Annotated in this window: 23 protein-coding genes; 12 read left to right on the top strand and 11 right to left on the bottom strand. The window is 62.6% G+C overall.

The features are described 5' to 3' along the window. Positions 1 to 36: 36 nt before the first annotated feature. Positions 37 to 1557 (bottom strand): histidine--tRNA ligase, encoded by a 1521-nt coding sequence (gene hisS, locus AC25BC_RS02555; protein WP_113547262.1) that lies wholly within the window; start codon positions 1555 to 1557, stop codon positions 37 to 39. Between the two features lie 130 nt (positions 1558 to 1687). On the opposite strand from hisS, the gene AC25BC_RS02550 reads away from it, so the two are divergent. From AC25BC_RS02550 to copM, 3 genes are all read left to right on the top strand, one after another. Further along, positions 1688 to 2449 carry a hypothetical protein gene (locus AC25BC_RS02550; protein WP_171815672.1) on the top strand — a complete coding sequence of 254 codons (762 nt, stop codon included), beginning with the start codon at positions 1688 to 1690 and terminating at the stop codon, positions 2447 to 2449. 57 nt (positions 2450 to 2506) lie between these two features. Beyond that, the gene (locus AC25BC_RS02545) at positions 2507 to 2872 is read left to right on the top strand and encodes a hypothetical protein (RefSeq protein WP_012756198.1); all 366 of its coding nucleotides are present in this window, start codon (positions 2507 to 2509) and stop codon (positions 2870 to 2872) included. Between the two features lie 75 nt (positions 2873 to 2947). After that, positions 2948 to 3307, top strand: coding sequence for a CopM family metallochaperone (gene copM / locus AC25BC_RS02540; RefSeq protein WP_012756197.1), 360 nt, complete (start codon positions 2948 to 2950; stop codon positions 3305 to 3307). Between the two features lie 64 nt (positions 3308 to 3371). On the opposite strand, the gene AC25BC_RS02535 is transcribed toward copM, so the two are convergent. Further along, positions 3372 to 4421 (bottom strand): aldo/keto reductase, encoded by a 1050-nt coding sequence (locus tag AC25BC_RS02535; RefSeq protein ID WP_128440023.1) that lies wholly within the window; start codon positions 4419 to 4421, stop codon positions 3372 to 3374. 237 nt (positions 4422 to 4658) lie between these two features. Here AC25BC_RS02535 and AC25BC_RS02530 point away from each other — a divergent pair, with 237 nt between their 5' ends. Then, complete coding sequence (locus AC25BC_RS02530; RefSeq protein ID WP_017993053.1) at positions 4659 to 5363, top strand: HAD family hydrolase; 705 nt, start codon at positions 4659 to 4661, stop codon at positions 5361 to 5363. A gap of 19 nt (positions 5364 to 5382) precedes the next feature. On the opposite strand, the gene AC25BC_RS02525 is transcribed toward AC25BC_RS02530, so the two are convergent. Together AC25BC_RS02525 and AC25BC_RS02520 are read right to left on the bottom strand one after the other, a co-directional pair. Continuing rightward, positions 5383 to 5889: a hypothetical protein gene (locus AC25BC_RS02525; protein ID WP_128440022.1), complete on the bottom strand. Its 507-nt coding sequence runs from the start codon at positions 5887 to 5889 to the stop codon at positions 5383 to 5385. Next, the gene (locus tag AC25BC_RS02520; RefSeq protein ID WP_113547260.1) at positions 5886 to 6515 is read right to left on the bottom strand and encodes a DNA-3-methyladenine glycosylase I; all 630 of its coding nucleotides are present in this window, start codon (positions 6513 to 6515) and stop codon (positions 5886 to 5888) included. The genes AC25BC_RS02525 and AC25BC_RS02520 overlap by 4 nt, the downstream gene beginning before the upstream one ends. Positions 6516 to 6763: 248 nt before the next feature. Here AC25BC_RS02520 and AC25BC_RS02515 point away from each other — a divergent pair, with 248 nt between their 5' ends. The 3 genes from AC25BC_RS02515 to AC25BC_RS02505 all read left to right on the top strand — a co-directional run bounded on the left by AC25BC_RS02515 (position 6764) and on the right by AC25BC_RS02505 (position 9241). After that, the gene (locus AC25BC_RS02515; protein ID WP_017993051.1) at positions 6764 to 7513 is read left to right on the top strand and encodes a L,D-transpeptidase; all 750 of its coding nucleotides are present in this window, start codon (positions 6764 to 6766) and stop codon (positions 7511 to 7513) included. 240 nt (positions 7514 to 7753) lie between these two features. After that, positions 7754 to 8446 (top strand): L,D-transpeptidase, encoded by a 693-nt coding sequence (locus tag AC25BC_RS02510; protein ID WP_113547259.1) that lies wholly within the window; start codon positions 7754 to 7756, stop codon positions 8444 to 8446. A gap of 120 nt (positions 8447 to 8566) precedes the next feature. Beyond that, positions 8567 to 9241, top strand: a complete 675-nt coding sequence (locus tag AC25BC_RS02505; RefSeq protein ID WP_113547258.1) for an outer membrane protein — start codon at positions 8567 to 8569, stop codon at positions 9239 to 9241. Between the two features lie 18 nt (positions 9242 to 9259). Here AC25BC_RS02505 and AC25BC_RS02500 read toward each other — a convergent pair whose 3' ends face one another. From AC25BC_RS02500 to AC25BC_RS02485, 4 genes are all read right to left on the bottom strand, one after another. Continuing rightward, entirely contained in the window at positions 9260 to 9700 is a 441-nt protein-coding gene (locus tag AC25BC_RS02500) for a hypothetical protein (protein WP_113547257.1), read from the bottom strand. Between the two features lie 65 nt (positions 9701 to 9765). Beyond that, positions 9766 to 11076, bottom strand: coding sequence for a glycolate oxidase subunit GlcF (glcF, locus tag AC25BC_RS02495; RefSeq protein WP_017993047.1), 1311 nt, complete (start codon positions 11074 to 11076; stop codon positions 9766 to 9768). Between the two features lie 251 nt (positions 11077 to 11327). Continuing rightward, on the bottom strand, positions 11328 to 12527 hold the full coding sequence (gene glcE, locus AC25BC_RS02490; protein WP_113547256.1) for a glycolate oxidase subunit GlcE: 1200 nt from the start codon (positions 12525 to 12527) through the stop codon (positions 11328 to 11330). Further along, on the bottom strand, positions 12524 to 13963 hold the full coding sequence (locus tag AC25BC_RS02485; RefSeq protein ID WP_113547255.1) for an FAD-linked oxidase C-terminal domain-containing protein: 1440 nt from the start codon (positions 13961 to 13963) through the stop codon (positions 12524 to 12526). Before AC25BC_RS02485 ends, glcE begins: the two co-directional genes overlap by 4 nt. 159 nt (positions 13964 to 14122) lie before the next feature. On the opposite strand from AC25BC_RS02485, the gene AC25BC_RS02480 reads away from it, so the two are divergent. Then, complete coding sequence (locus AC25BC_RS02480) at positions 14123 to 15019, top strand: LysR family transcriptional regulator (protein WP_012756185.1); 897 nt, start codon at positions 14123 to 14125, stop codon at positions 15017 to 15019. Positions 15020 to 15032: 13 nt separating this feature from the next. On the opposite strand, the gene AC25BC_RS02475 is transcribed toward AC25BC_RS02480, so the two are convergent. Further along, positions 15033 to 15884 carry a LysR family transcriptional regulator gene (locus AC25BC_RS02475; RefSeq protein ID WP_113547254.1) on the bottom strand — a complete coding sequence of 284 codons (852 nt, stop codon included), beginning with the start codon at positions 15882 to 15884 and terminating at the stop codon, positions 15033 to 15035. Positions 15885 to 16022: 138 nt separating this feature from the next. On the opposite strand from AC25BC_RS02475, the gene AC25BC_RS02470 reads away from it, so the two are divergent. Then, positions 16023 to 17018, top strand: a complete 996-nt coding sequence (locus AC25BC_RS02470) for a zinc-dependent alcohol dehydrogenase family protein (RefSeq protein ID WP_113547253.1) — start codon at positions 16023 to 16025, stop codon at positions 17016 to 17018. Between the two features lie 18 nt (positions 17019 to 17036). Here the strand turns inward: AC25BC_RS02470 and AC25BC_RS02465 are convergent, their stop codons facing one another. Then, entirely contained in the window at positions 17037 to 18194 is a 1158-nt protein-coding gene (locus tag AC25BC_RS02465) for an adenosylhomocysteinase (protein ID WP_113547252.1), read from the bottom strand. A 98-nt stretch (positions 18195 to 18292) separates the two neighbouring features. Continuing rightward, a complete protein-coding gene (locus AC25BC_RS02460) occupies positions 18293 to 19201 on the bottom strand; it encodes a LysR substrate-binding domain-containing protein (protein ID WP_113547251.1) in 909 nt (302 codons plus the stop codon). 233 nt (positions 19202 to 19434) lie between these two features. Between AC25BC_RS02460 and AC25BC_RS02455 the strand changes: the two genes are divergently transcribed. The 3 genes from AC25BC_RS02455 (at position 19435) to AC25BC_RS02445 (ending at position 22380) form a co-directional block, all read left to right on the top strand. Beyond that, complete coding sequence (locus tag AC25BC_RS02455) at positions 19435 to 19965, top strand: NUDIX hydrolase (RefSeq protein ID WP_012756180.1); 531 nt, start codon at positions 19435 to 19437, stop codon at positions 19963 to 19965. Between the two features lie 62 nt (positions 19966 to 20027). Continuing rightward, the gene (locus tag AC25BC_RS02450; protein WP_017993039.1) at positions 20028 to 21527 is read left to right on the top strand and encodes an inorganic phosphate transporter; all 1500 of its coding nucleotides are present in this window, start codon (positions 20028 to 20030) and stop codon (positions 21525 to 21527) included. A gap of 115 nt (positions 21528 to 21642) precedes the next feature. Next, positions 21643 to 22380, top strand: a complete 738-nt coding sequence (locus tag AC25BC_RS02445) for a 16S rRNA (uracil(1498)-N(3))-methyltransferase (RefSeq protein ID WP_017993038.1) — start codon at positions 21643 to 21645, stop codon at positions 22378 to 22380. The last annotated feature ends 146 nt before the right edge of the window (positions 22381 to 22526 follow it).

Raw genomic sequence — 22526 nt, 5'->3', positions numbered from 1 at the left:
CTCCGAATAATAAGCGACGGGCGTGCCGGAAATGCCTCAGACATTCGCCGCTCGCTTCCGATCCTCGGCCTGCGCAGCAAGGATCTCCCTGACCTTGGCGACGAGGTCGGCTTCCGGGGCCGTCTCCTGCGCCACGCGCGCTTCGCGCCAGCTGGCATTGTCCTCGATCTCGCCGGAGAGCCGCTTGCCTTCGATCAGATCCTTGATCTGCACGACGCTTGTCGCGCGCTCGTCGCCGCCCTGGATGATGGCGACTGGGCAGCCGCGGCGATCGGCATATTTCAGCTGATTGCCGAACTTCTTCCAGTTGCCCTGGAACATCTCGGCGCGGATGCCGGCGGCGCGCAGTTCCTGCGTCATCTTCTGATAGCGGCCCATCGCCTCGACATCGCCGTCCATGACGGTCACCAGCACCGGCTCGATGACCTCACTGGCGCCGAGCTTGCCGAGGTTCTTCAGGGCTGTCATCAGCCTGGAGACGCCGATCGAAAAGCCGGTCGCCGGAACCGGCTGGCCCATGAAGCGGGAGACGAGGCCATCATAACGGCCGCCGCCGCCGACCGAACCGAAGACGACTTTTTCGCCCTTTTCATTGGTGACGTCGAAGGTCAGTTCGGCCTCATAGACCGGGCCGGTATAATACTCGAGGCCACGGACAACCGAGGGATCGATCTTGATGCGGTCAGGGCCATAACCGGCGCTGGTAACCAGCGCACCGATGAAATTCAGCTCGTCGACGCCCTCGCCACCCCTGGCGGTTCCCGCAACCAGCTCGGCGAGGCGGGCAGCGCTTTCGGCATAGTCCGTGATGCCGACGAAGAACAGCACCTTGTCGATCTGCTCCTTGTCGAGACCAGCACCCTTGGTGAAGTCGCCGGATTCATCCTTGCGGCCGGGACCGAGCAGCAGGGCCACGCCCTCCGGGCCGAACTTGTCGAGCTTGTCGATGGCGCGCAGCACGTTGAGCCGCTGGCCGGCCTTGTCGTCGCCGCCGAGACCGATCGCTTCGAGCACGCCATCCAGAACCTTGCGGTTATTGACGCGAATGAGGTAATCGCCGCGCTTGATACCGAGGGCTTCCAGCGTATCGGCCATCATCATGCACATTTCGGCATCGGCCTGCACGCCCGGCGCACCGACGGTATCGGCATCGAACTGCATGAACTGGCGGAAGCGGCCGGGGCCAGGCTTCTCGTTGCGGAAGACGTAACCGGCGCGATAGGTGCGATAGGGCAGCTGGATTTCGTTGAAATTCTCGGCGACATGACGGGCGAGCGGCGCGGTCAGGTCGTAACGCAGCGACATCCACTGCTCGTCATCGTCCTGCAGCGAGAAGACGCCCTCGTTCGGCCGGTCGCTGTCAGGCAGGAACTTGCCGAGCGCATCGGTATATTCGAACAGCGGCGTTTCGAGCGGATCGAAACCATAATGCTCATAGACTTCCCGGATCTTTGCCGTCATCTCGTTGACGGCGCGGATATCGCCGGCCGTCCGGTCGACGAAGCCGCGCGGCAGGCGGGCCTTGAGCTTTTGCGGTTTCTTCTGCTTGTCGTTCATTTCCGGGGATTCCACTGACTGTGACAGTGGCGGTTTCCTAGCGGATTGGGCGGGGAGCGGCAAGGGCGAAGGGCCTTGATCTCAAGACCGGAATCGATTGAACGAAGAGGCATCCATCAGAAATGCGGATATGTTCATGATCACTGAGGCGCTTCTCTATGCCGCAACCTTGCCGCTGACCGGCAAGCCGCATCGAAAGTTCATCCGCTATTCCGTCAATCTCTGGTCGCGGGCCGGGCGCTGCGCGGCGGATTGGGCCGAACATGAGGAGATGAGCCGGAAGGCGATCCTGGCGGCGACGGCCGATCTCAGACAGAAGCGGACCGCCGTCGTCCTCGGCTCCGGCCTGTTGCGCGATGTACCGATCGAAGTGCTGGCGCGAGATTTCGACACCGTCGTCCTGGTCGATCTCGTTCATCTCGCCTCGGTGCGCCTGTGGCTGTCGGCCAAGTTCCATCGCAATGTCCAACTGATCGAGCGCGATCTTTCCGGCTACGACGACCTCGCCGCCGGCCGCGAGCCCGAACCGCTCGGCTTTTTGCGTGCTGTGCCCTATCTCGATTTGGTGGTATCCGCCAACCTGTTGTCGCAGATCGGCCGCGGTGTGAAACGGCGCCATGGGGCCGAGGCGGGGCGAATGCCTGAAGACACGGTGGAAAGGCTGATCGCGGCGCACCTGACCGGGCTTTCGGGGCTTCCCTGCCGCAACTGCCTGGTAACCGACATCGCCTATGCCGTCATCGACCGCAACGGCAAGACGCATGAAGAGGCCGACCTGCTGCATGGCGTTTTGCCGCCGCCGGCAAAAGCCGCCTGGACATGGCCGGTCGCGCCGCTCGGCGAAGAGAGCAAGGATTATAGGATCGAGCACAATGTCATGGCTGCTTGGTGACCAGGATGTGACCGCCGATTGCCTTGGCTTGTATCCAGCATTCGCCTATAAAACAGCATGCGCATGCTCGCCCTCATCACGATGTTTCTCGGCTGGCTGGTCTACAGCGCCATGTCCGCATGGGCCGGCTGCCCGACCTGTGCGTCGATGAATGCGCCGGTCGTCGTCGAAAACGGCATGCACCATCAGATGGCTGGCATGGATAGGCATGAGGCGGCTGATACGGCCGATCCGTTGAAAGACCCTTGCGCCACCGGCAACTCCGCGCATATGCCGCTTTGCGTCGCCTGTCTTTTGCTGCCAGCGACGGTGACGGTCATGGATGGCGGAAAGTCCATTTTCGGCTATCCCGCCCCGGCGCTTGCCCGCGCCCTGGACGACGACAAGCCGACGCCGCAGCCGCCCCCTCCCCGACTGTCCTGACACGACGACTATCCATGCCAATCGGGTGGCCCAGCCGCCCGGCAAACCTATTGTCAGACAGAGGAAGGAACTCTCATGTCTTTGAAAATCATCACCCTCACCGCAATGCTCGCCATCATTGCCGCTCCCGTCCTTGCCAAAGACAAGCCGATGGACATGAGCAAGCCGATGGGCAACCACGATGCGGCGAGCCACGCCTTCAGCGAGGCGAACGCCAAGATGCACAAGGATATGATGATCGACTATAGCGGCGATGCCGATGCGGATTTCGTCCGCGGCATGATCCCGCATCATCAGGGTGCGATCGATATGGCCAGGATCGAACTGCAATACGGAAAAGATCCCGATATCCGCAAACTCGCCGAAGCCGTCATCAGGGCGCAGGAAGCCGAAATCGCCGAGATGAACGCCTGGCTTAAGGCCCACGGCAAGTAGTCGATCGTTGAGGAAAAGGGGAACGCCGGATGTCCGGCGTTCCCCAAGACTTATGTTGGCGAGGTCAGTCCTTCGGCTCGAAATCGGCCGGGCGGCGGCCGGCGCCCTGTCGCGCCAGCATCCAGCCCGGATATTCGGGCGCAAGCGCGCTCACCTCGTCGAGCTTCTTGATATCCCCTTCATCGAGCTTCAGCTTGACGGCGGCAAGGTTCTGGTCGAGCTGATCGACACGCTTGGCGCCGATGATGACTGTCGTGACGAAGGGCTTGGCCAGGATATAGGCGAGCGCGACGGTGGCGACGCTGACGCCGTGCTTTTCGGCGACTTCGCGCATGACGGCGACACAGGCCCAGGCCTTGTCCTTGTCGACGGGCGGGAAATCGAAACTGGCGCGGCGGCCTTCACCATTGCCGGGCGCGCCGGGACCGTACTTGCCGGAGAGCAGACCGCCGGCGAGCGGGGACCAGACCATCAGGCCAAGCTTTTCCTCCTGCATCATCGGCACGATGTCGCGTTCGAGATCGCGGCCGGCGATGGAGTAATAGGCCTGCACGGTTTCGAAACGGGCAAAGCCGCGGCGCTCCGACAGGCCGAGTGCCTTGGAAATGCGCCAGGCCTGCCAGTTGGAGACGCCGATGTAGCGCACGAGACCACGGGACGCGAGATCGTCGAAAGCGCGTAGCGTCTCCTCGATCGGCGTCACCGTATCGGTCGCATGGATCTGATAGAGATCGATATGATCGGTCTGCAGCCGCTTGAGGCTCGCCTCGACCGAGTCCATGATGTGACCGCGCGAGGCGCCGCGGTCGTTCGGCTTGTCGCCCATGACGCCGTAGACCTTGGTGGCGATGACGACGTCCTTGCGTTGGATGTCGAGGTTCTTCAGCGCCTGGCCGAGCAACCTTTCGGACTCGCCGGTCGAATAGACGTCGGCCGTGTCGATGAAATTGACGCCTGATGCAAGCGAGCGCTCGACGATCCGGTCGGCGGCATTCTGGTCGACGTCGGCGATGGCGCCCCAGGCAGTGCCTTGCTTGGCTTCGCCGAAGGTCATCGTGCCCAGGCAGATTTCCGAGACGAAAAGTCCGGTATTTCCGAGTTGATTGTAACGCATGGTCGAAAAATTCCTTTGTGTCTGCCGCAAGAGGGGCTTGCGAACTACTGAACTTCATTTTTTGATTATTGGCCTGCATATGACAGGCACAGCCGTGGCTGGCTGCAAGGTGAGGCGATTTTCATGTAGTGCGGCGTCGGCGCTTTTCAACGCCGTAGCTTGGCTCTGCGGAGGCTATGCCCTTGTCTCGACACAGGCCGCCGATAGATTGCCGGCCATATTTTAAGAGGTGCGCATATGACGACGCGACCACTGACCACGATCGGCTTCGATGCCGACGATACACTCTGGCAGAACGAACAATATTACCGGCTGACGGAAGCCCATTTCACCGGGCTTCTTGCCGATTTCGCCGAAGGACCGAAGATTTCCGAACGGCTGCTGGAGGCCGAAAAACGCAACCTTCGCCATTACGGCTTCGGCATCAAGGGTTTCACGCTGTCGATGATCGAGACGGCGATCGAGATCACCGAGGGCAAGATTCCGGCCGGCGTGATCGCCAAGATCCTCGATACCGGCCGCGAGCTCCTCTCTCATCCTGTCGAGACCATGCCGCATGTGCGCGACACGCTGGAGGCGCTTGCCGGCAAATACCTGCTTGTCATGATCACCAAGGGCGATCTCTTCGATCAGGAGCGCAAGCTCGCCCAATCGGGGCTCGGCGACTTCTTCGATGCCGTCGAGATCGTCTCCGACAAGACGGCGGTCACCTATCGCCGCATCTTCGCCAAGGTCGGCGACGGGCCGGAGCGGGCAATGATGGTCGGCAATTCGCTGAAATCGGACATCGTGCCGGCGATCGCCGCCGGCAGCTACGGCGTCTTCGTGCCACACGAACTGACCTGGGTGCTGGAACATGTGGACGAGCCGAAAGAGGCGCCGCGTTTCCGCAAGATCGACCACCTCGGCGAATTGCGCGACCTGATCGCCCGGCTCGGCTAAGCCGGGCGCTACCTCCGCCTCATTGCGGCTTGGGCGGGGACTTTGGGAACAGCGAGGGGCGTTCCGGCTCGGCCGGCGGTTTCGGCTGCTGCGGGGCAGCCGCCAATGGTTCGATCAGGATGCTGAAGGGAGCGCCGAGGCCGCGGCGCGGCGAGACCTTGGAATAATAGGGACGCACCAGCCAGGTGGCGTTTTCCTTGATCGTCGTCTCGAAGCTCATGCCGTCCTCGTCGGTGCCGAAGAAGGCCTCGTCATCGGGTTTCGACAGGTCGAAAATCGCCAGGAAGGCAAATTTGCTTTTCGTCGAAAAGCTGATCTTCAGGTGCTGACCGGCTCGCACCGGCAGCGTATAGACATGGCCATTGCCGAACTTCGTCCAGCCCTTCAACTGCATGGTGACGGCCGGGAATTGCAGCTTCTCCAGCTTCTCACCGGGATCGAGCTGCGGCGTCTGCGCCATGGCGGAGACGGTCAGGAGGAAAAGGGCAGCGGCGGCGATCAGTGTTCTCACGGCGTGATCTTTCATGGGCGAACCAGAGCAGTGCGCATCGCCTCGACCTCGGGCCGGCAGAAGCAGCCTTCCAGATGATCGTTGACGAGACCCATCGCCTGCATGAAAGCATAAACTGTGGTCGGGCCGACAAAGGTCCAGCCGCGTTTCTTCAGATCCTTCGAAATGACCACCGATGTCGGCGTCGTCGGATTGGCGACGATGTGCTCGCGGTCGACCACCGCCGGCCGCTCGTTATGGCCGGGCTCGTAGCGCCAGAAATAATGGGCGAGCGAGCCGAATTCGCCCCGGAGCTCGATGGCGCGCTTGGCATTGTTGATGGTCGAGACGATCTTGCCGCGATGGCGGATGATGCCGGCATCGCCCAGGCAGCGAGCGACATCCTCTTCGCCGAAAAGGGCGACCTTGTCGAAATCGAAACCTGAAAAGGCGGCGCGGAAATTCTGGCGTTTGCGGAGGATCGTCAGCCAGGAAAGGCCCGACTGGAAGCCTTCGAGGCAGATCTTCTCGAAGAGGCGGATATCATTGGTGACAGGGCGGCCCCATTCCTCGTCATGATAGCGGAGATAGTCGGGCAGATTGGCGTGCCAGTGGCAGCGGCTCCTGCCGTCCTCGCCGATGATGATGCCTGTCGCGCTCATGATCCTTCATTCTGCGGGGATCCGCTTCGTTCTCTGCTCATGATTCCGGCTTTACCATTTGCAAACCGTCTTTCCAAACCGAACGGTAACCCTGACGAAAAGTTTATCCGATCGGTCGGCTTTTCGTGAATCGATCTTTACCATTCGCTGGCGGATTGGGTGGCAGCGTCTTTCCCGGGTGGGACATCTCCGCCCGGGCGGACATGTCCCGCCAGTCCATTTTCGGTCATTTGTAGAGAGTTCGTCCGATGATGAAACAGCTTGTTCTTGCCGCAGCCCTTTTCGGCATTTTCTCCACGGCCGCCACTGCAGACGACCGCTACGCCACCCGCCCGCCCGTTGTGCTCAGCCCCGATCTGACCGCACCCTGGATCAACCAACTGGGCGGCGGCAGGGTTCGTCCCGTCGTCTATCAGCGACCGGTCGTCCAGCCGCAGCAGCGCGGCCTTTTCCAGCGCCGGATCATCCGTCGGGCGCCGCAGGTGTCACCGCAGACCGTTTCGGCGATCAATCCCGGCATCCCGTCGATCCGTCGTCCGATCGAACCGCAATACCTGCCGCAGATGGTGGATTACGACACCACGGAAAAGCCCGGCACGATCGTCATCGATACCAACAACCGCTTCCTCTATCTGGTGATGCAAGGCGGCAAGGCGCGGCGCTACGGCGTCGGCGTCGGCAAGCCGGGCTTCGAATGGGCCGGCGCCCACAAAATCACCCGCAAGACCGAATGGCCGGATTGGACGCCGCCTTCCGAGATGATCAGCCGCGAAGCCGCCAAGGGCCATTACCTGCCGGCGCGCATGGACGGCGGGGCGGAAAACCCGCTTGGCGCCCGCGCCATGTATCTCGGCTCGACGCTTTACCGCATCCACGGCACCAACGCCCCCTGGTCGATCGGCAGCGCCGTCTCCTCCGGCTGCATCCGCCTGCGCAACGAAGACGTCGTCGACCTCTACGACCGCGTCAATGTCGGAACCCGCGTCATCGTCATGTAAAGGCGGCGCAATACTTACAGCGCCACGCGTCTTTTCGAGAGCCGCAAAGGGCGCTGTAATCCTTTAAATTGCTGCATAATTTTTCCTTAAGTCGAGTCCGATTTGAGGATAAATTATGCAGTGGGAGCCGCAAGAACATCCGGCTCTCCTTCTCCAAAAATGCTTTATCCGGCCACACCGATCTTGAATCAGGCAGAAGTTCATGTAGCTTCGAGCGGATTTGCTTGAGGGGAATCGATCATGATCAAACTAATGCCGGGTCTGGCTGCTGCCGGACTTGTCCTGTCCTTGATTTCTACATCCGCCTTTGCAGCACCTGCGGGCTCCGCGCCCGACAATGCACGGGCACCGGCACAGATCGTGCGCGTCGCGCAGATGCCGAAATATGTGAAGCCGCAGTTCAAGCGCAAGAAAGTGCGCCTGGCAACGACGGAAGCCGCCGGCACCGTCATCATCGATACCAACAACAAATATCTCTACCTCGTCGAAGGCAACAATCGCGCCACCCGATACGGCATCGGCGTCGGCCGCGACGGCTTCGGCTGGTCGGGGGTCGTCAAGATCGGCCGCAAGGCCGAATGGCCGAGCTGGACGCCGCCGGCCGAGATGCGCCGCCGCGAAGCCGCCAAGGGACATATGATTCCTGCTTTCCAGGAAGGCGGCGAGGACAATCCGCTCGGCGCCCGCGCCATGTATCTCTACCAGGGCGGCCGCGACACGATCTTCCGCATCCACGGCACCAATCAGCCCTGGACGATCGGCCTCAACATGTCTTCCGGCTGCATCCGGATGATGAACGAGGATGTGTCGCATCTCTACGATCGCGCGCCGGTCGGCACAAAGGTGATCGTCATCGGCCCCGGCAACAGGCAGGGCAAGGTGGCGTTCGAGGACAGGGGCATCGACGTGCTGCGCACGATGTTCGGCGGCTGAGCAACACTTACGAAAAAAATGAAAGGCGCATTTTGACGCGCCTTTTGTTTTGCTTAGACTTTGCGGCCAAAAGCTGGCAAACCTGCCTAAGAGTCGACATATTTATATCGGGGCTATTCAATGACATATGCGCTGCGGTCCTCCGCTTCCCTGCTTGCGGGCATCGCGTTTTTGACCATCTGTTCGGCAGTTTCCGCCTCGGCGGAAGACCTGCAGTTCTCCATCTACGGCGGCTACCAGACCGCCCCGCACAGCGGCGTCGATCTTTCCGACGGCACGCATTTCACCGCCGGCTGGGAAGGCAAGTCCTTCGGCAGCCCGCCTTATTACGGCGGCCGCGTCACCTGGTGGCTCGAGAACTTCAACAAGCCGAATTGGGGTATCTCGCTCGATTATACCCATGACAAGGTCTATGCGGACGACGATACGCTCGCCAAGGCCGGCTGGTCGCATTTCGAATTCACCGACGGCCTGAACCTGATCACCGTGAACGGTCTCTATCGCTTCCAGGATCCGACCCGCCGCTGGACGCCCTATCTCGGCGCCGGCATCGGCGTGAACATTCCGCATGTCGAAGTGATTCGCCCCGAGGGCAAGACCTGGGCTTATGAATTCGGCGGCGTGACGTTGCAGGCCCAGGCCGGCGTCGACTTCAAGGTGACCGAGCGCTGGTCGACCTTCGTCGAATACAAGGGCACCTATTCGCGCATCGACGTTCCGATCGACAGCGGCGTGGACCTGAAGACCAACATCTTCACGAATGCCGTCAACGTCGGCGTATCGTTCCACTGGTAACAAATTTCAGCTGCGGTGCTATTTGGTGCCGCAGCTGACCTTGCCCTCGACGGCATAGGGTTTTTCACCGCCTTCGATCGTCAGGGAATAGCTGCCGCTGAAATTTGCCGCCGGCTTGCCGCGCTCGCCGGCGACAACCACCAGATCCAGCGTTGCGCCGTCGGTGTCATCTTCGCCGCCGTCGAAGACTTCCATGAGCAGTTCGCCGTTACGCGACCAATGATTGGTCAGGTGCTGCGATTCGAAAACACGTTTTCCGAACACGGCCTCTTGGGCCGGATCCTTGACGATCAGCGCGCCGCGGAAATGGTTGAGCTTGTGGCCGGCAGCGCTTTCGAAACCGCTTTCAACCGTGAAGCGCGCTTCCTTGTCATCGGCGGAACAGAAATAACGGCTATTTGCATGGGCGGTGCCTGCCGCACCGAGCAGTCCCGCAAATACGATCATTCCACGCCACATCGCCTAACCTCCCGAGACAGCGTGCTTTGCGGCTCTCGAAAAGATGCGCGGCGCTGTCATAGGTCTCAGCCTAACGGCAAACCTGTTAATTTTTCCGGCACAGCGCCGCCATAGGCCCAATCGAGAAGCTCGACCGTATGCAGGATCGGCATGCCGGTGCCGGTGGCAATCTGGGTGATGCAGCCGATATTGCCGGTGGCGATGATATCGGCCTTGGTCGCCTCGAGGTTCTTGACCTTGCGCGCCTTCAGCACGGCCGAGATCTCCGGCTGCATGATGTTGTAGGTGCCGGCGGAGCCGCAGCAGAGATGGCCTTCGGCCGGATCGCGCACCGTAAAGCCCGCCGCTTTCAATAATTGCTTCGGCGCGAGCGTGATGCGCTGGCCGTGCTGCATGGAACAGGCGGAATGATAGGCGACCGTGATGCCCTTCGGCATGTGCGCCGGCAGATCGAGGGTTGCAAGATATTCGGTGACGTCCTTGGCCAGCGCCGAGACCCTCGCCGCCTTTGCGGCATAGGCGGGATCGAGGCGCAGCATGTGGCCGTAATCCTTGATCGTCGTGCCGCAGCCCGAGGCGGTGATGATGATCGCATCGAGGCCCTGCCCGTCGATCTCGCGCGTCCAGATATCGACATTGGCGCGCGCACTTTCGAGCGCCTGTTCGGCGCGGCCCATGTGATGGACCAGCGAGCCGCAGCAGACCTCCCCTTCCGGCAGCACGACCTCGACGCCGAGCCGCGTCAACAGCCGGATCGCCGCCGCGTTGATGCCGGGATCGAGCACCGGCTGAGCACAGCCTGAAAGGATCGCCACCCGGCCGCGCCGTTCCGTCTCCGGCCGATATGTGCCGGGCTTTGCGAAGTCCGAAGCGGCCGGGATCCGCCGCGGCGCAAGCGCCAGCATGGCAGCGAAGGGTTTCAGCGCGCCACCGCGCATCAGGCCGGCGAAGGGCCGGCCGAGACGGGCGAGATTGAGCGCCAGCCGGAAACGGCCGGGATAGGGCAACACGGCGGCAAGGATGGCGCGCGTCAGCCGGTTCATGAACGGGCGTTTATAGGTCTTTTCGATATGGGCGCGGGCGTGATCGACCAGATGCATGTAGTCGACGCCGGAGGGACAGGTGGTGACGCAGGCAAGGCAGGAGAGACAGCGGTCGATATGGGTGACGACCTCTGCATCGGCGGGCCGGCCGTTTTCCAGCATGTCCTTGATCAGGTAGATGCGGCCGCGCGGGCTGTCGAGCTCGTTGCCGAGCGTCACATACGTCGGACAGGTGGCGGTGCAGAAGCCGCAGTGAACGCATTTGCGCAGAATCTGCTCGGATTCGGCGACATCAGGGTCGAGGAGCTGGGTCAGGGTGAAATTGGTTTGCATCTAGCGGGACCTCCGCTTTGGGAGAAGCTCGGGCGTATTGTTTGGGATACCCCCCTCTGTCCTGCCGGACATCTCCCCCACCAGGAGGGAGATCGATATGCCGCAACGGCTTCCCATCTCGCAACGCTCAGGTTTACCATCGCGATAAGTCGAAATGAGAGCGTCACGGCTCCTGCGTGATCTCCCCCCTTGTGGGGGAGATGTCCGGCAGGACAGAGGGGGGTAACCCAAGCGCAAACCCATCTTATCCCTCACCCCATCTTCCCCGGATTGAAGATTCCCGCCGGATCGAATTTCTCCTTCACCCGGCGCGACAACATCGCCACCGCCTCGGGCTCCGGCTGGAAGGCAGCTGTAACCGCCCTCGCCTCACCCGATGCACGGATCAGCGTCGCGTGGCCGCCGCCGAGCGCCTTGATGTAGCGACGGACCTGCTCGGCTTCGGGGCCGGCCTCCATGCGCATCCAGACGAGGCCGCCCTGCCAGTCGTAGAAGGCGTCGACGCCGGCCTCGAGGCGGAGGGCGGCAACCAGCTGATGGCCGGTGCCGGGGGCGACCGAGACGCGCCAGACCGGCCGCGTGGTGCCGTCGGCATAGGGCAGGACGTCGCGGATGTCCTGCCAGAGCCTGGAGCTTTCCGGCTGTTCCAGCCGCGTGACCGTGGCGAAGGCCGACATGGCCGCCGCAAGCTTTTCGATGCGTGCGTCGACCGAGCCGGCCAAGCCTTCGATGCGCAGAACGGTCGCCTCGCCCTCCGGCAATTTGCCGGCGAGGAATTTCCACGTCACCGTCAGTGGCAGGTGGGCAGCGCCTGAGACTTCGACCGGCAGGGCCATTGCCGCCGCCATGGCGTTTGCCGCCTCGGCGTCGTTGAGACCTGATAGCACCACTGTCCGCTCCGTCTTCGGGCGCGGCGGCACACGGAAGGTGACTTCGGTGAGGAAGCCCAGCGTGCCATGCGAGCCGGCGACCAGCTTGACGAGATCGAGACCGGTGACATTCTTCATCACCCGGCCGCCGGCCTTGATGATCTCGCCCCTGCCGTTGACGAAGCGCACACCGAGCAGGCTGTCGCGGGCGGCACCCGCGATCAGCCGGCGCGGACCGGAGACATTGGCAGCGAAAACGCCGCCGATGGTCGGCTCGCCCGATGTGCCCATCACCGGGCGATGATCCATCGGTTCGAAGGCGAGCATCTGGCCGCTCTCCGAAAGTGCCGCCTCGACCTCGGCAAGCGGCGTGCCGGATCGGACGGTCATGACCATTTCGCCGGGATTATAGGCGACGATGCCGGAAAGGCCGGTCGAGCGCAGCCGGTCTTCGGCGGCAACCGCATTGCCGAAACCCGAGCGGGTATTGCCGCCGCAGATATCAAGCGGCCGGCCGGCTTCCGCATGGGCGCGGACGATCGCCGACGCCTCTTCCTCGCTCTTCGGCATCAGATCGATCATGCGGCGGGACGCCCTTCGAGCGGGAAGACCTTCGACGGATTGAGAATCCAACCGGGATCGAAGGCGGCACGCGCCGCCATTTGCTGGGCGAGATCCACCTCGGAATATTGGTGCCGCATGAGGTCACGCTTCTCGATGCCGACGCCATGTTCGCCGGTGAGGCAGCCGCCGGCATCGACGCAGAGCCTCAGGATATCGTTGCCGGCCGCCTCGGCGCGGGCGGCATCTTCGGGATCGTTGGCGTTGAAGAGGATCAGCGGATGCATATTGCCATCACCGGCGTGGAAGACGTTGGCGACGCGCAGGCCGTAATGATCGACGATCTCGGCGGTCCGCTTCAGCACGTGGGAGAGCTGGCTGAGCGGCACGGTGCCATCCATGCAGATATAGTCGGCGATGCGGCCGGTGGCGCCGAAGGCGGATTTACGGCCCTTCCAGATCAATGCTGCCTCAGTCGCCGACTGGCATTCGCGCACGGTCTTGACAGCATGCCGGCGGGCGATCTCGACGATGTCCTTCAGCGCGGCGTCCATTTCCGCTTCCGATCCCTCGACCTCGACGATCAGCAGCGCGCCGACATCGAGGGGATATCCGGCATGGGCGAAGGCCTCGCAGATCTCGATCGCCGGCTTGTCCATGAATTCGATCGCGACCGGGATAATGCCGGCGGCGATGACATCGGCAACGCAGGCGCCAGCCTCCTCCGAGCTCTCGAAGCCAAAGAGCACCGGGCGCGCGCCTTCCGGCTTGGCGATCAGCCGCACCGTTGCCTCGGTGACGATGCCGAGCTGGCCTTCATGACCGCAGACGAGGCCGAGCAGGTCGTAGCCTGCCGCATCCAGCGCCTTACCGCCAAGCTCGATCACCGTGCCGTCAACCAGCACCATCCTGACGCCGAGCAGATTATTGGTGGTGACGCCGTATTTCAGGCAGTGGGCGCCGCCGGAATTCATGCCGATATTGCCGCCGATGGTGCAGGCAAGCTGCGAGCTCGGGTCAGGCGCATAGAAAAAGCCGTCCGCGGAGACGGATTCGGAAATATTGAGATTGGTGACGCCGGCCTGGACCACGGCGACCCGGTTCGGCAGATCGATTTCGAGAATGCTGTTCATCTTCGACAGGCCGAGCACGACGGCATCCTCCTGCGGAATGGCTCCGCCGGAGAGCGAGGTGCCGGCGCCGCGCGGCACGACGGGAATGCCGTAGCGATTGCAATAACGCATGACCGCCGAAACCTCGGCCGTGGTGCGCGGCAGGGCGACGGCGAGCGGCAGGCGGCGGTAGGACACGAAGGCGTCGGTTTCGAACGGCACCAGCTCGCGCGCCTCATGCACCAGGCATTCCGACGGCAGAAGATCGGTCAGATCGGCGACGATCTGGGCTCGGCGCGCCAGCACTTCGGCGCGCGGCTCGAGAAACGAAATGGCGTCGGACATGGCGTTCTCCCTGGCCCTGACGACGGGGAATGACAGCGGGAAGATGACAACGAAACCGGCCGCGACCTCCCTGCCGCCGATAAACCGGCTTAGCACTTTCCCGAAAGTGGCGCAAATGCTAAGCACTTATGCCAAAAGGGGAAAAAGTCACAAAACCGTATGACCAATCTGGGTGATCTCGAAATCTTTGCCAAGGTCGTTTCGACCGGAAGCATGTCGCTCGCCGGGCGGGCGCTCGGCTTTTCGCCGGCCGTCGTCTCCAAACGGATCAAGCGGCTGGAGGACCGGCTCGGCACCCGGCTTCTGCAACGCACGACACGGCAGATCTCGCTGACGGAGGCCGGACAGGGCTTCTACGACCGCGTTCTCGGCATTCTCGCCGGGCTCGAAGAGGCAGAATTCTATATTTCCGGCCGCTCGGCGCAGATGCACGGCACGCTGAAGATCTCGGCCCCGACCTCCTTCGGGCGCATGCATATCGCGCCGCATCTGAAGGATTTCATGGAGGCGCATCCGGAGCTTGCGATCAACCTGGTGCTGACCGACGAATTCAGCGACATCGTCGGCGGCGGCTTCGATCTGGCGATCCGCATTGCCGAACTCACCGATTCGAGCCTCGTTGCCCGAAGGCTGGCGCCGGTGCGCCGGCTGCTCTGCGCCTCGCCGGATTACCTTGCGTCGCATGGCGAGCCGAAGCACATCGACGAGCTGAAACGCCATCGCTGCCTGCCGGCCCACAATAACGACACCTGGCGGCTGAACGGGCCGGACGGGGCGCTGAGTCTCAGGCCGGAAGGCTTGCTCGTCACCAATTCCAGCGAGGTGATCCGCGAGGCGGTCATCGCCGGGCTCGGGATCGCGCTGCGCTCCACCTGGGATATCGGTGAAGAGCTCAAGGCCGGCCGGCTGGTGCAGGTGCTGCCGGCCTATGAGAGCTCGCACAATGTCGCGCTGTCGGCCGTTTATCCCAGCCGGCAGTTCCTGCCGGCCAAGGTGCGGCTGTTCATCGACTATCTGGCAGAGCTTTATGGTCCCGTCCCCTATTGGGAGCGCTGACGGCATCACCGATTCAGCGCGCCAGCCTCTCGATGACAAGGTCCAGCAGGGCGCGCAGCCGCGCTAACCGCTTCATGTCGCGGTGATAGCCGACCCAGGTGTCGCGGCCGGGTGGCGGTTCACCGAGATCGACCAGTTCGATGGCGGCAAGAGAATCGCCGAGCGGCCGCGGCAGGACGGCGAGCCCGGCTCCGTTGGCGCAGAGCGCAGCCTGCACGTCGCGGCTGTTGCTGCGCGTGACGATGTCGGCCTGCGGCAACAGGCGCCGCAGCCAGCCGACATCCGGCATCTCGCCGAAAGCCTCGTCCATGGTGACAAGGCGGGCGCCCGCGCCGTCGCCGGCTTCGGGGTGCGGTGCGCCGCGACTGATGTAAAGGCCGTATTCGATATGGATAAGCTTGCGCGATACGATCTCCGCTTCCGTAAAAGGCTGGATGCGAAAGACGAGGTCGGCTTCGCGTCGCGACAGACTGAGAAGCCGGCTGTCAGTCAGCAATTCGACCACCACCTTCGGATGAACTTGCGAGAATTCCGCCAACACAGGCGAAAGCACGTGCGCGCCGAACCAATCGGATGAGGACAGCCTGAGTAAACCATCGAGCTGACGGCTGCCGCCGGCAAGGCTCCGCTCCATGGCGAGCGCCTCCTCCTCGATGCGTTCGGCGCCGGCGAACACGGCTGCGCCTTCGTCGGTCAGGACGAAGCCATCGGTCGTGCGCTGAAAAAGCGTCTGGCCGAGAGAGGCTTCAAGCGCACGCAGCCGTCTGCCCATCGTCGGCTGCGTCAGCCCGCGGTTGCGGGCTGCTGCCCCCAGCGTGCCGAACCGCGCGATCGCCAGAAACAGCCTGAGGTCACTCCATTCCATCGCTCGCATCCGCCAAACAAAAATGCATGGACTTCAGTCGTTATCTTTCATTTTCATTCGAGTTTCAATGAAGCATCTTTCTTCCACGCCAATTGCGGTGGTCCTACCGACGCCGCACCGCGAACGAAGGAGAGCTCCATGTCTGTACAATCAACGATGAAAGCGCTGTTGGCTGAAGCACCGAATTCACCATTGCGCATCGCCGATATTTCAAAACCGGTGCCCGGCGAAGGCCAGGTCCTGGTGCGCATCAAGGCAAGCGGCGTCAATCCGCTCGACCTCAAGATCCGGGCCGGCAATGCGGCCCATGCCCGCCATCCGCTTCCCGCCATTGTCGGTATCGATATGGCCGGTGTTGTCGAAGAGGTCGGAACTGGCGTCAGCGGTTTTCGCCGCGGCGACGCGGTCTACGGCATGACCGGCGGGGTCGGCGGCATTCAGGGATCGCTTGCCGAATTTGCAGCTGTTGACGCCGCGCTGCTGGCGCCAAAGCCGCAGAATCTGTCGATGCGCGAGGCAGCCGCCTTGCCGCTGATCTCGATCACCGCCTGGGAGGGGCTGGTCGACCGCGCCGGGGTCAAGGCCGGCCAGAAGGTTCTGGTGATTGGCGGCGGCGGTGTCGGCCATATCGTCGCGCAGATCGCCAAGGCTGCCGGAGCCGAGGTCTATGTGGTCGACGGCGCGTCGAAAGCAGACTATCTCGCCGGCCTTGGCGCAACGCCGATCGATCGTGACGCGGAAACGGTGGAAACCTATGTCGCAAGACACACCGGCGGCAAGGGTTTCGAACTGGTCTACGATACCGTCGGCGGCCAGGGGCTCGATGCGGCATTCCGAGCCGTCAGCCAGTTCGGCCACGTCGTCAGCTGCCTTGGCTGGGGAAGCCACGCGCTGGCACCGCTCTCCTTCAAGGCCGCCACCTATTCAGGCGTCTTCACGCTGCTGCCGCTGCTGACCGGCGAAGGACGCGCCCATCATGGTGAGATCATGCGAGAGATGACGAAGCTTGCCGAAGCCGGCAAGGTGATGCCGAAGCTCGACCCGCGCCGCTTCACCCTTGCCGATACAGATGAGGCGCATCGGCTGATCGAAAACCGGCAGGCGGACGGGAAGCTCGTCGTCGAGATCGACTGATCTAATCCGTCCGCGGAATTAACGCGCCAGATCGAGGTAGGCGTTCGCCACCATGGCATCGATATCCGCGGGCACAGGCACGACGCAGGATTGGGGGCCGGCCTCGCCCTTGGCGATGCGTTCCAGGCAGCGGGCCTGAAGGGTGAAGCCGAGATCCATCGACTCGACGGTATTGCCGAGCGGCCGCGGGCCGGCGAGATTGGCCATATGGCCGCCACCGAGCAGATGGAAAGAGCGGCCGTCGCTGAGATGGAAGGTCTCGATATGGTCGGCCTCGTAGCGATCGATGCCAATGACATCGGGGTGGCGACGGAAGGCTTCGACATCGATCTCATGCGGGAAATGGCCGCCATTCATCAGGATCGCGCCATCCTTGACGAGCGGCAGGTCGGCCGCCGTCACGATGCCGGCAAAACCCGTGACGGTAACGATGATATCGGCCGAGCGGATCGCCGCGTCGCGCAGCGGTGTGGTGAAACCGTCGAGATGAGCTTCGAGCGTCGTCACCGGATCGATATCGATGACGCTGACGGTGGAAAAGGCATTGCGGAAACAGGCGGCCGTGCCCTTGCCGCAGGCGCCGTAGCCGAACACCGTCACGCGCTTGCCGTTGGTGGAGCGGTTGGTGAAGCGCAGGTAGCTTTCGAACAGGCTCTGACCGACGGCATGCCTGTTTTCGGCGAACTGCTTGATCGGGCTGTCGTTGATGACGAGGATCGGCATGTTCAGGCGCGCGCGTAGCGGCAGCAGGCGGATGCGGCCCGAGGTGGTTTCCTCTGTGCCGCCGCGGAGATTGGCGTAGGGTTTTTCCGCCGCGATGGCGAAAAGATCGCCGCCATTGTCGAGCAGCAGATTCGGCTTTTCGGCAATCACCGCTTCGAGGCTCTGATGGTGAGCGGCGGGATCGGTCGTCTGCGTCGCGAAGACCGAGATGCCTTGGGTACGCAAGAACTCGACCGTTGAAGGCTGGGTGCTGTTGAGATTGCCGGTGCAGACAAGACGCGCCCCACCGGCGCGAAGCGTCGTCAGCAGCGCCACCGTCTTCGGCTCCAGATGGATGCCGGTGCCGATCGACAGGCCCTCGAAGGGACGCGTCCGCTCGAATTCGGCCGCCGTCGCATTGAGCAGCCGGCAGCTGTTGCCGATCCAGTCGATGCGGGTTGCGCTCTTTTCCATCAACTCTTTCCTATTTGCGTGTTGGTGCTGTTTCTAGCGGACCAACAGGGTTGCGAATATGGAAGTAATTCTGGCGAAGGGGCAGAAAATCTGCCCTTTCAGGCTGGTGTCCCGCAACGAAGCAACCAACCGGACAAGGCCGCAAAGGCCGGCCGTTTCATATCCGGCGTGCGGCAGCAGAGGCTGTAGCCCGATGGCCGAGAGATGAAGCCGGAGGGCGCGACCAGATGCCCGCGCTTGAGATCGTCCTCGATCGAGGCACGTGGGGCAAGTGCGATGCCAAGCCCGGAACGGGCGGCACCCAGCGCCAGCAGCAGATCCGCGAATTCCTGGGTGCGGGAAAAGACGACCGGCGGCGTGCCGCTTTCGGCAAACCATTCGTCCCAGAGCCTCGGAACGCTGCGGCTGATAAGCATCGTTAGCGCGCCCATCGCAGCCGGATCGCTCGATAGGGTCGCGGCAAGCGAAGGCGTTGCGACCGGACCGAACTCATCCGCCATGAATCGCAGGGCGGTAATGCCTGCGGCCGGCCGGTATTCGCCGCCCATGATCACGGCGTCCAATTCCGGGTGCATCTGCAGCGGTTCGACCGTGGCCATCGGCACGATGTCGACGGTATCGCCGAGGCTCGCCTGCATGTCTGCTGCACGCGGCATCAGCCACCAGACCGCGAAGGCGGAGGGTACGCCGAGCCGGATGCGGCGCGGCACGGCGCCTTCGAGTTCCGAAGCGGCGCGCTGCAGAATGTCGAAAGCCGCGCTCGCGGCGGCCGCAAAAGCGCTGGCCTGCAAGGTCGGGACCAGTCTGCGGCCGTCGCGCAGGAAGAGCTTGCTACCGAAGTGATTCTCCAGCGTGTCGATCTGCTGGCGCACGGCGCCGCGCACCACATTCAGCTCTTCGGCAGCCTTCAGAATGCTGCCATGACGGCAGACGGCCTCGAAGGCGCGGATGGCATTGAGCGGGGGAAGACGCATGGGGACGACATTCACAAAATCATGGTGGATCACTAGATCTCGGCATTGAACGAAAGGCAAGATCACGCCATATTGTACAGCTGTGCAATGTGACGCATTCGAGACAGGATGCGACGGATTTTCCGAGCCTGTCCGGCCTCGATTTCCCTATGAACGGCGATCAAATCGCGTTTCGAATCGTCCTGCGGCCTTTTGGATTGCGTAAGCTTTCCGTGATATACGTATATGAGTGATTCCTAACGACGACTGCGAAGGTGACCCGACCATTGACTCTTTTCGCCCGACTGGCTTCCGATGTGCAACTGATGTTCCGGCGTCCGCCGCGACAGCAATACGGTGCGCTCTGCTATCGGGTAAAGAAGAAGAGCGGTGAGGTCGAGGTGCTGTTGATGACCAGCCGCGATACCGGCCGCTGGGTCATTCCCAAGGGCTGGCCGATGACGCGCAAATGCGCCCATGAAGTCGCGATGCAGGAAGCCTTCGAGGAAGCCGGCGTCCGCGGCGCGGTCGAAACGGAGACGCTCGGCGCCTACACTTATTCGAAGGCGTTGCGCGACGGGGTGCAAGTGATCTGCAAAGTGCAGGTCTATGCGCTCGAGGTCACCGACATGGCGAAGAACTTCAAGGAAAAAGGCGAACGCCGCATCGAATGGGTCTCGTTCGACGAGGCGGCGGCGCGCGTGCGCGAACCGGAGCTCCGCCACCTTTTCCTCGCCTTCAAGCAAAAGATGACCGACAGGCTTTCGGCCAAGGCGGCCAAGCAAATTCCAGACGTGAAACAAATTCCGGCGGAATGAATCCTGCCATCTTGCACTGCTAGGAAAGCAGCGTAGAAGCAGATTCATCCTCAGGAAAAAGAATGCCGCCACGTCCCGCAGTCCTCACGAAACGCACGCTCGACAAGGACCTCGACAAGATCACCCATGCCGAGGACGTGGCGAAGCATGTTTTGCGGCGGCTGGTGGCGCCTGGTCTCGGGCTGATCTTCGTCGGTCTGGCCATGCTCTTTGCCGGCGTCTATGTATTCGACCGGCCGGGAGCGATGCTCGTCATCGCGGCCGCCGCCCTTGCCGGCTATATGGCGATGAACATCGGCGCCAACGACGTGACCAACAATGTCGGTGCCGCCGTCGGGGCGCGCGCCATGACGATGGGCCAAGCATTGGTCATCGCTGCGATTTTCGAAGTTCTTGGCGCCACGATCGCCGGCGGCGAGGTCGTCAAGACGATTTCCTCAAACATCGTCGACGCCGTCCAGGTACCGCCGGCGCTGCTCGGCTGGATCATGATGGCGGCGCTGATGGCGGCGGCTCTCTGGATCAACCTCGCAACCTGGATGAACGCGCCGGTTTCCACCACCCATGCTATCGTCGGCGCGGTGATCGGCGCCGGCATCTCAGCCGTCGGGCCGGAACCGGTGAACTGGCAGGTAATGCTGGAGATCACCTCGAGCTGGATCACCTCCCCGCTGATCGGCGGGCTGATCGCCGCCGGGCTGCTTTATCTCGTCAAGACCCTGATCATCTACCGCGACGACAAAGTAGCGGCGGCACAGCGCTGGGTGCCGGTGCTGGTCGCGGTGATGGCGGGCGGCTTCATGGCCTATATGGTGCTGCAGCTGTCGCCCCCGGGCAGGTTCCCGCCGCTGACCGTCCTCCTCATCGGAATCGGCATCGGGCTGGTGAGCTGGCTTGCCGCCCGGCCACTCGTTCTCGCCCAAGCGCGGGAGCTCGAAAACCGCAACAGCTCGCTGCGAACGCTGTTCCGGCTGCCGCTGATCGGCTCTGCGGCGCTGCTGTCCTTCGCGCATGGCGCAAACGACGTTTCGAACGCGGTCGGGCCGCTGTCGGCGATCGTCCATTCGGTCGGCATCGGCGGCGGCGGCGGCATCGGGCATCCGCCGCTCTGGGTGATGCTGATCGGCGCCCTAGGCATCTCCGTCGGTCTGCTGCTCTTCGGGCCGCGCCTGATCCGCCTCGTCGGCGAGGAAATTACCAAGCTCAATCCGATGCGGGCCTATTGCGTGGCGCTGTCGACAGCTTTTACCGTCATCGTCGCCTCCTGGCTCGGTCTGCCGGTCAGCACCACACATATCGCCGTCGGCGCCGTCTTCGGCGTCGGATTCTTCCGCGAATGGTATACGCGCCATTCGAAGCGTCGCATCGCCTATATCAGGCGCAAGGCCGAGAGCTTTGATATCGACGAGCCGGAAGAGCCGAATATCCACGAGACGCGGCGGCGCTATCTCGTGCGCCGTTCGCATTTCATGACGATCATCGCCGCCTGGATTGTCACCGTGCCGGTTTCGGCAGCGCTTGCGGCAATGATTTATTGGGTTATGTTCGCGCTCTTCGTCTAAAGCGCGTCGCGATTTGTCCCGGCGCCGTGCTTTAGGTCTTTATTTTCTAGCGTGTCATGATCGCAAAACCGCTGCACAGTTTTACGAGGCATGCTTTGAGACCCCGAGTTTTTTAATGCGCGCCAATTTTCGCATGCAACGGCTTTTCGTCGACGCGCCGCTTACGCGCGGTGCCGGCGTGGAGGCGAATGCCGATCAGTTCAACTATCTCGCCAATGTGCTGAGGATGGAGGACGGTGGGGAGATCCTGCTCTTCAACGGCCGCGACGGCGAGTGGAAGGCAACCCTTACCTTCCCCACGCGCAAACGCATCCTTTTGACGGCAACCGAAGAGACACGGCCGCAGCCGCAGCCTTGCGACCTGCATTATCTCTTTGCGCCGCTCAAGGTCGGCCGGATGGACTACCTCGTGCAGAAGGCGGTCGAAATGGGCGCCGGCCTGCTGCAGCCGGTCATGACCCAGCACGTGCAGGGCAAGATCACCAATCTCGACAAGCTGCGCGGCAATGTCGTCGAAGCGGCGGAGCAATGCGGCATTCTCGGCATTCCCGACGTGGCCGAACCGGTGAGGCTTCTCGACCTGCTCGACCGCTGGCCGAGCGAGCGCCGCATCATCTATTGCGACGAGGGCGATGCCGGGCAGAACCCGCTGCCGGTGCTCTCGGCGATCAGGGAAAGACATCTCGCTCTGCTCGTCGGGCCGGAAGGCGGCTTTTCGGAAGAAGAGCGGGCGCGGCTTCGAAGCCTCGATTTCGTCACGGCCATTCCGCTCGGACCGCGCATCCTGCGGGCCGATACGGCAGCCGTTGCGGCCCTGGCGGTGGTCCAGGCGGCGATCGGCGACTGGAACTAAGGTCGAAAACGGGTTGACATGGAAATCGCTGTTGTTTTTTGATGCGTCGTTGAAAGAATTTCACTTGCAACATGGGTGGCTTGGGTCCTAATCAGCCTTCCAACCGCCCGGCCCCCCGGGCGCCTTTTTGAATACAGGTATCCCGC

It is taken from the genome of Rhizobium sp. WSM409 (genome assembly GCF_057653825.1).
This window is presented reverse-complemented; position numbering and strand designations above follow the sequence as displayed.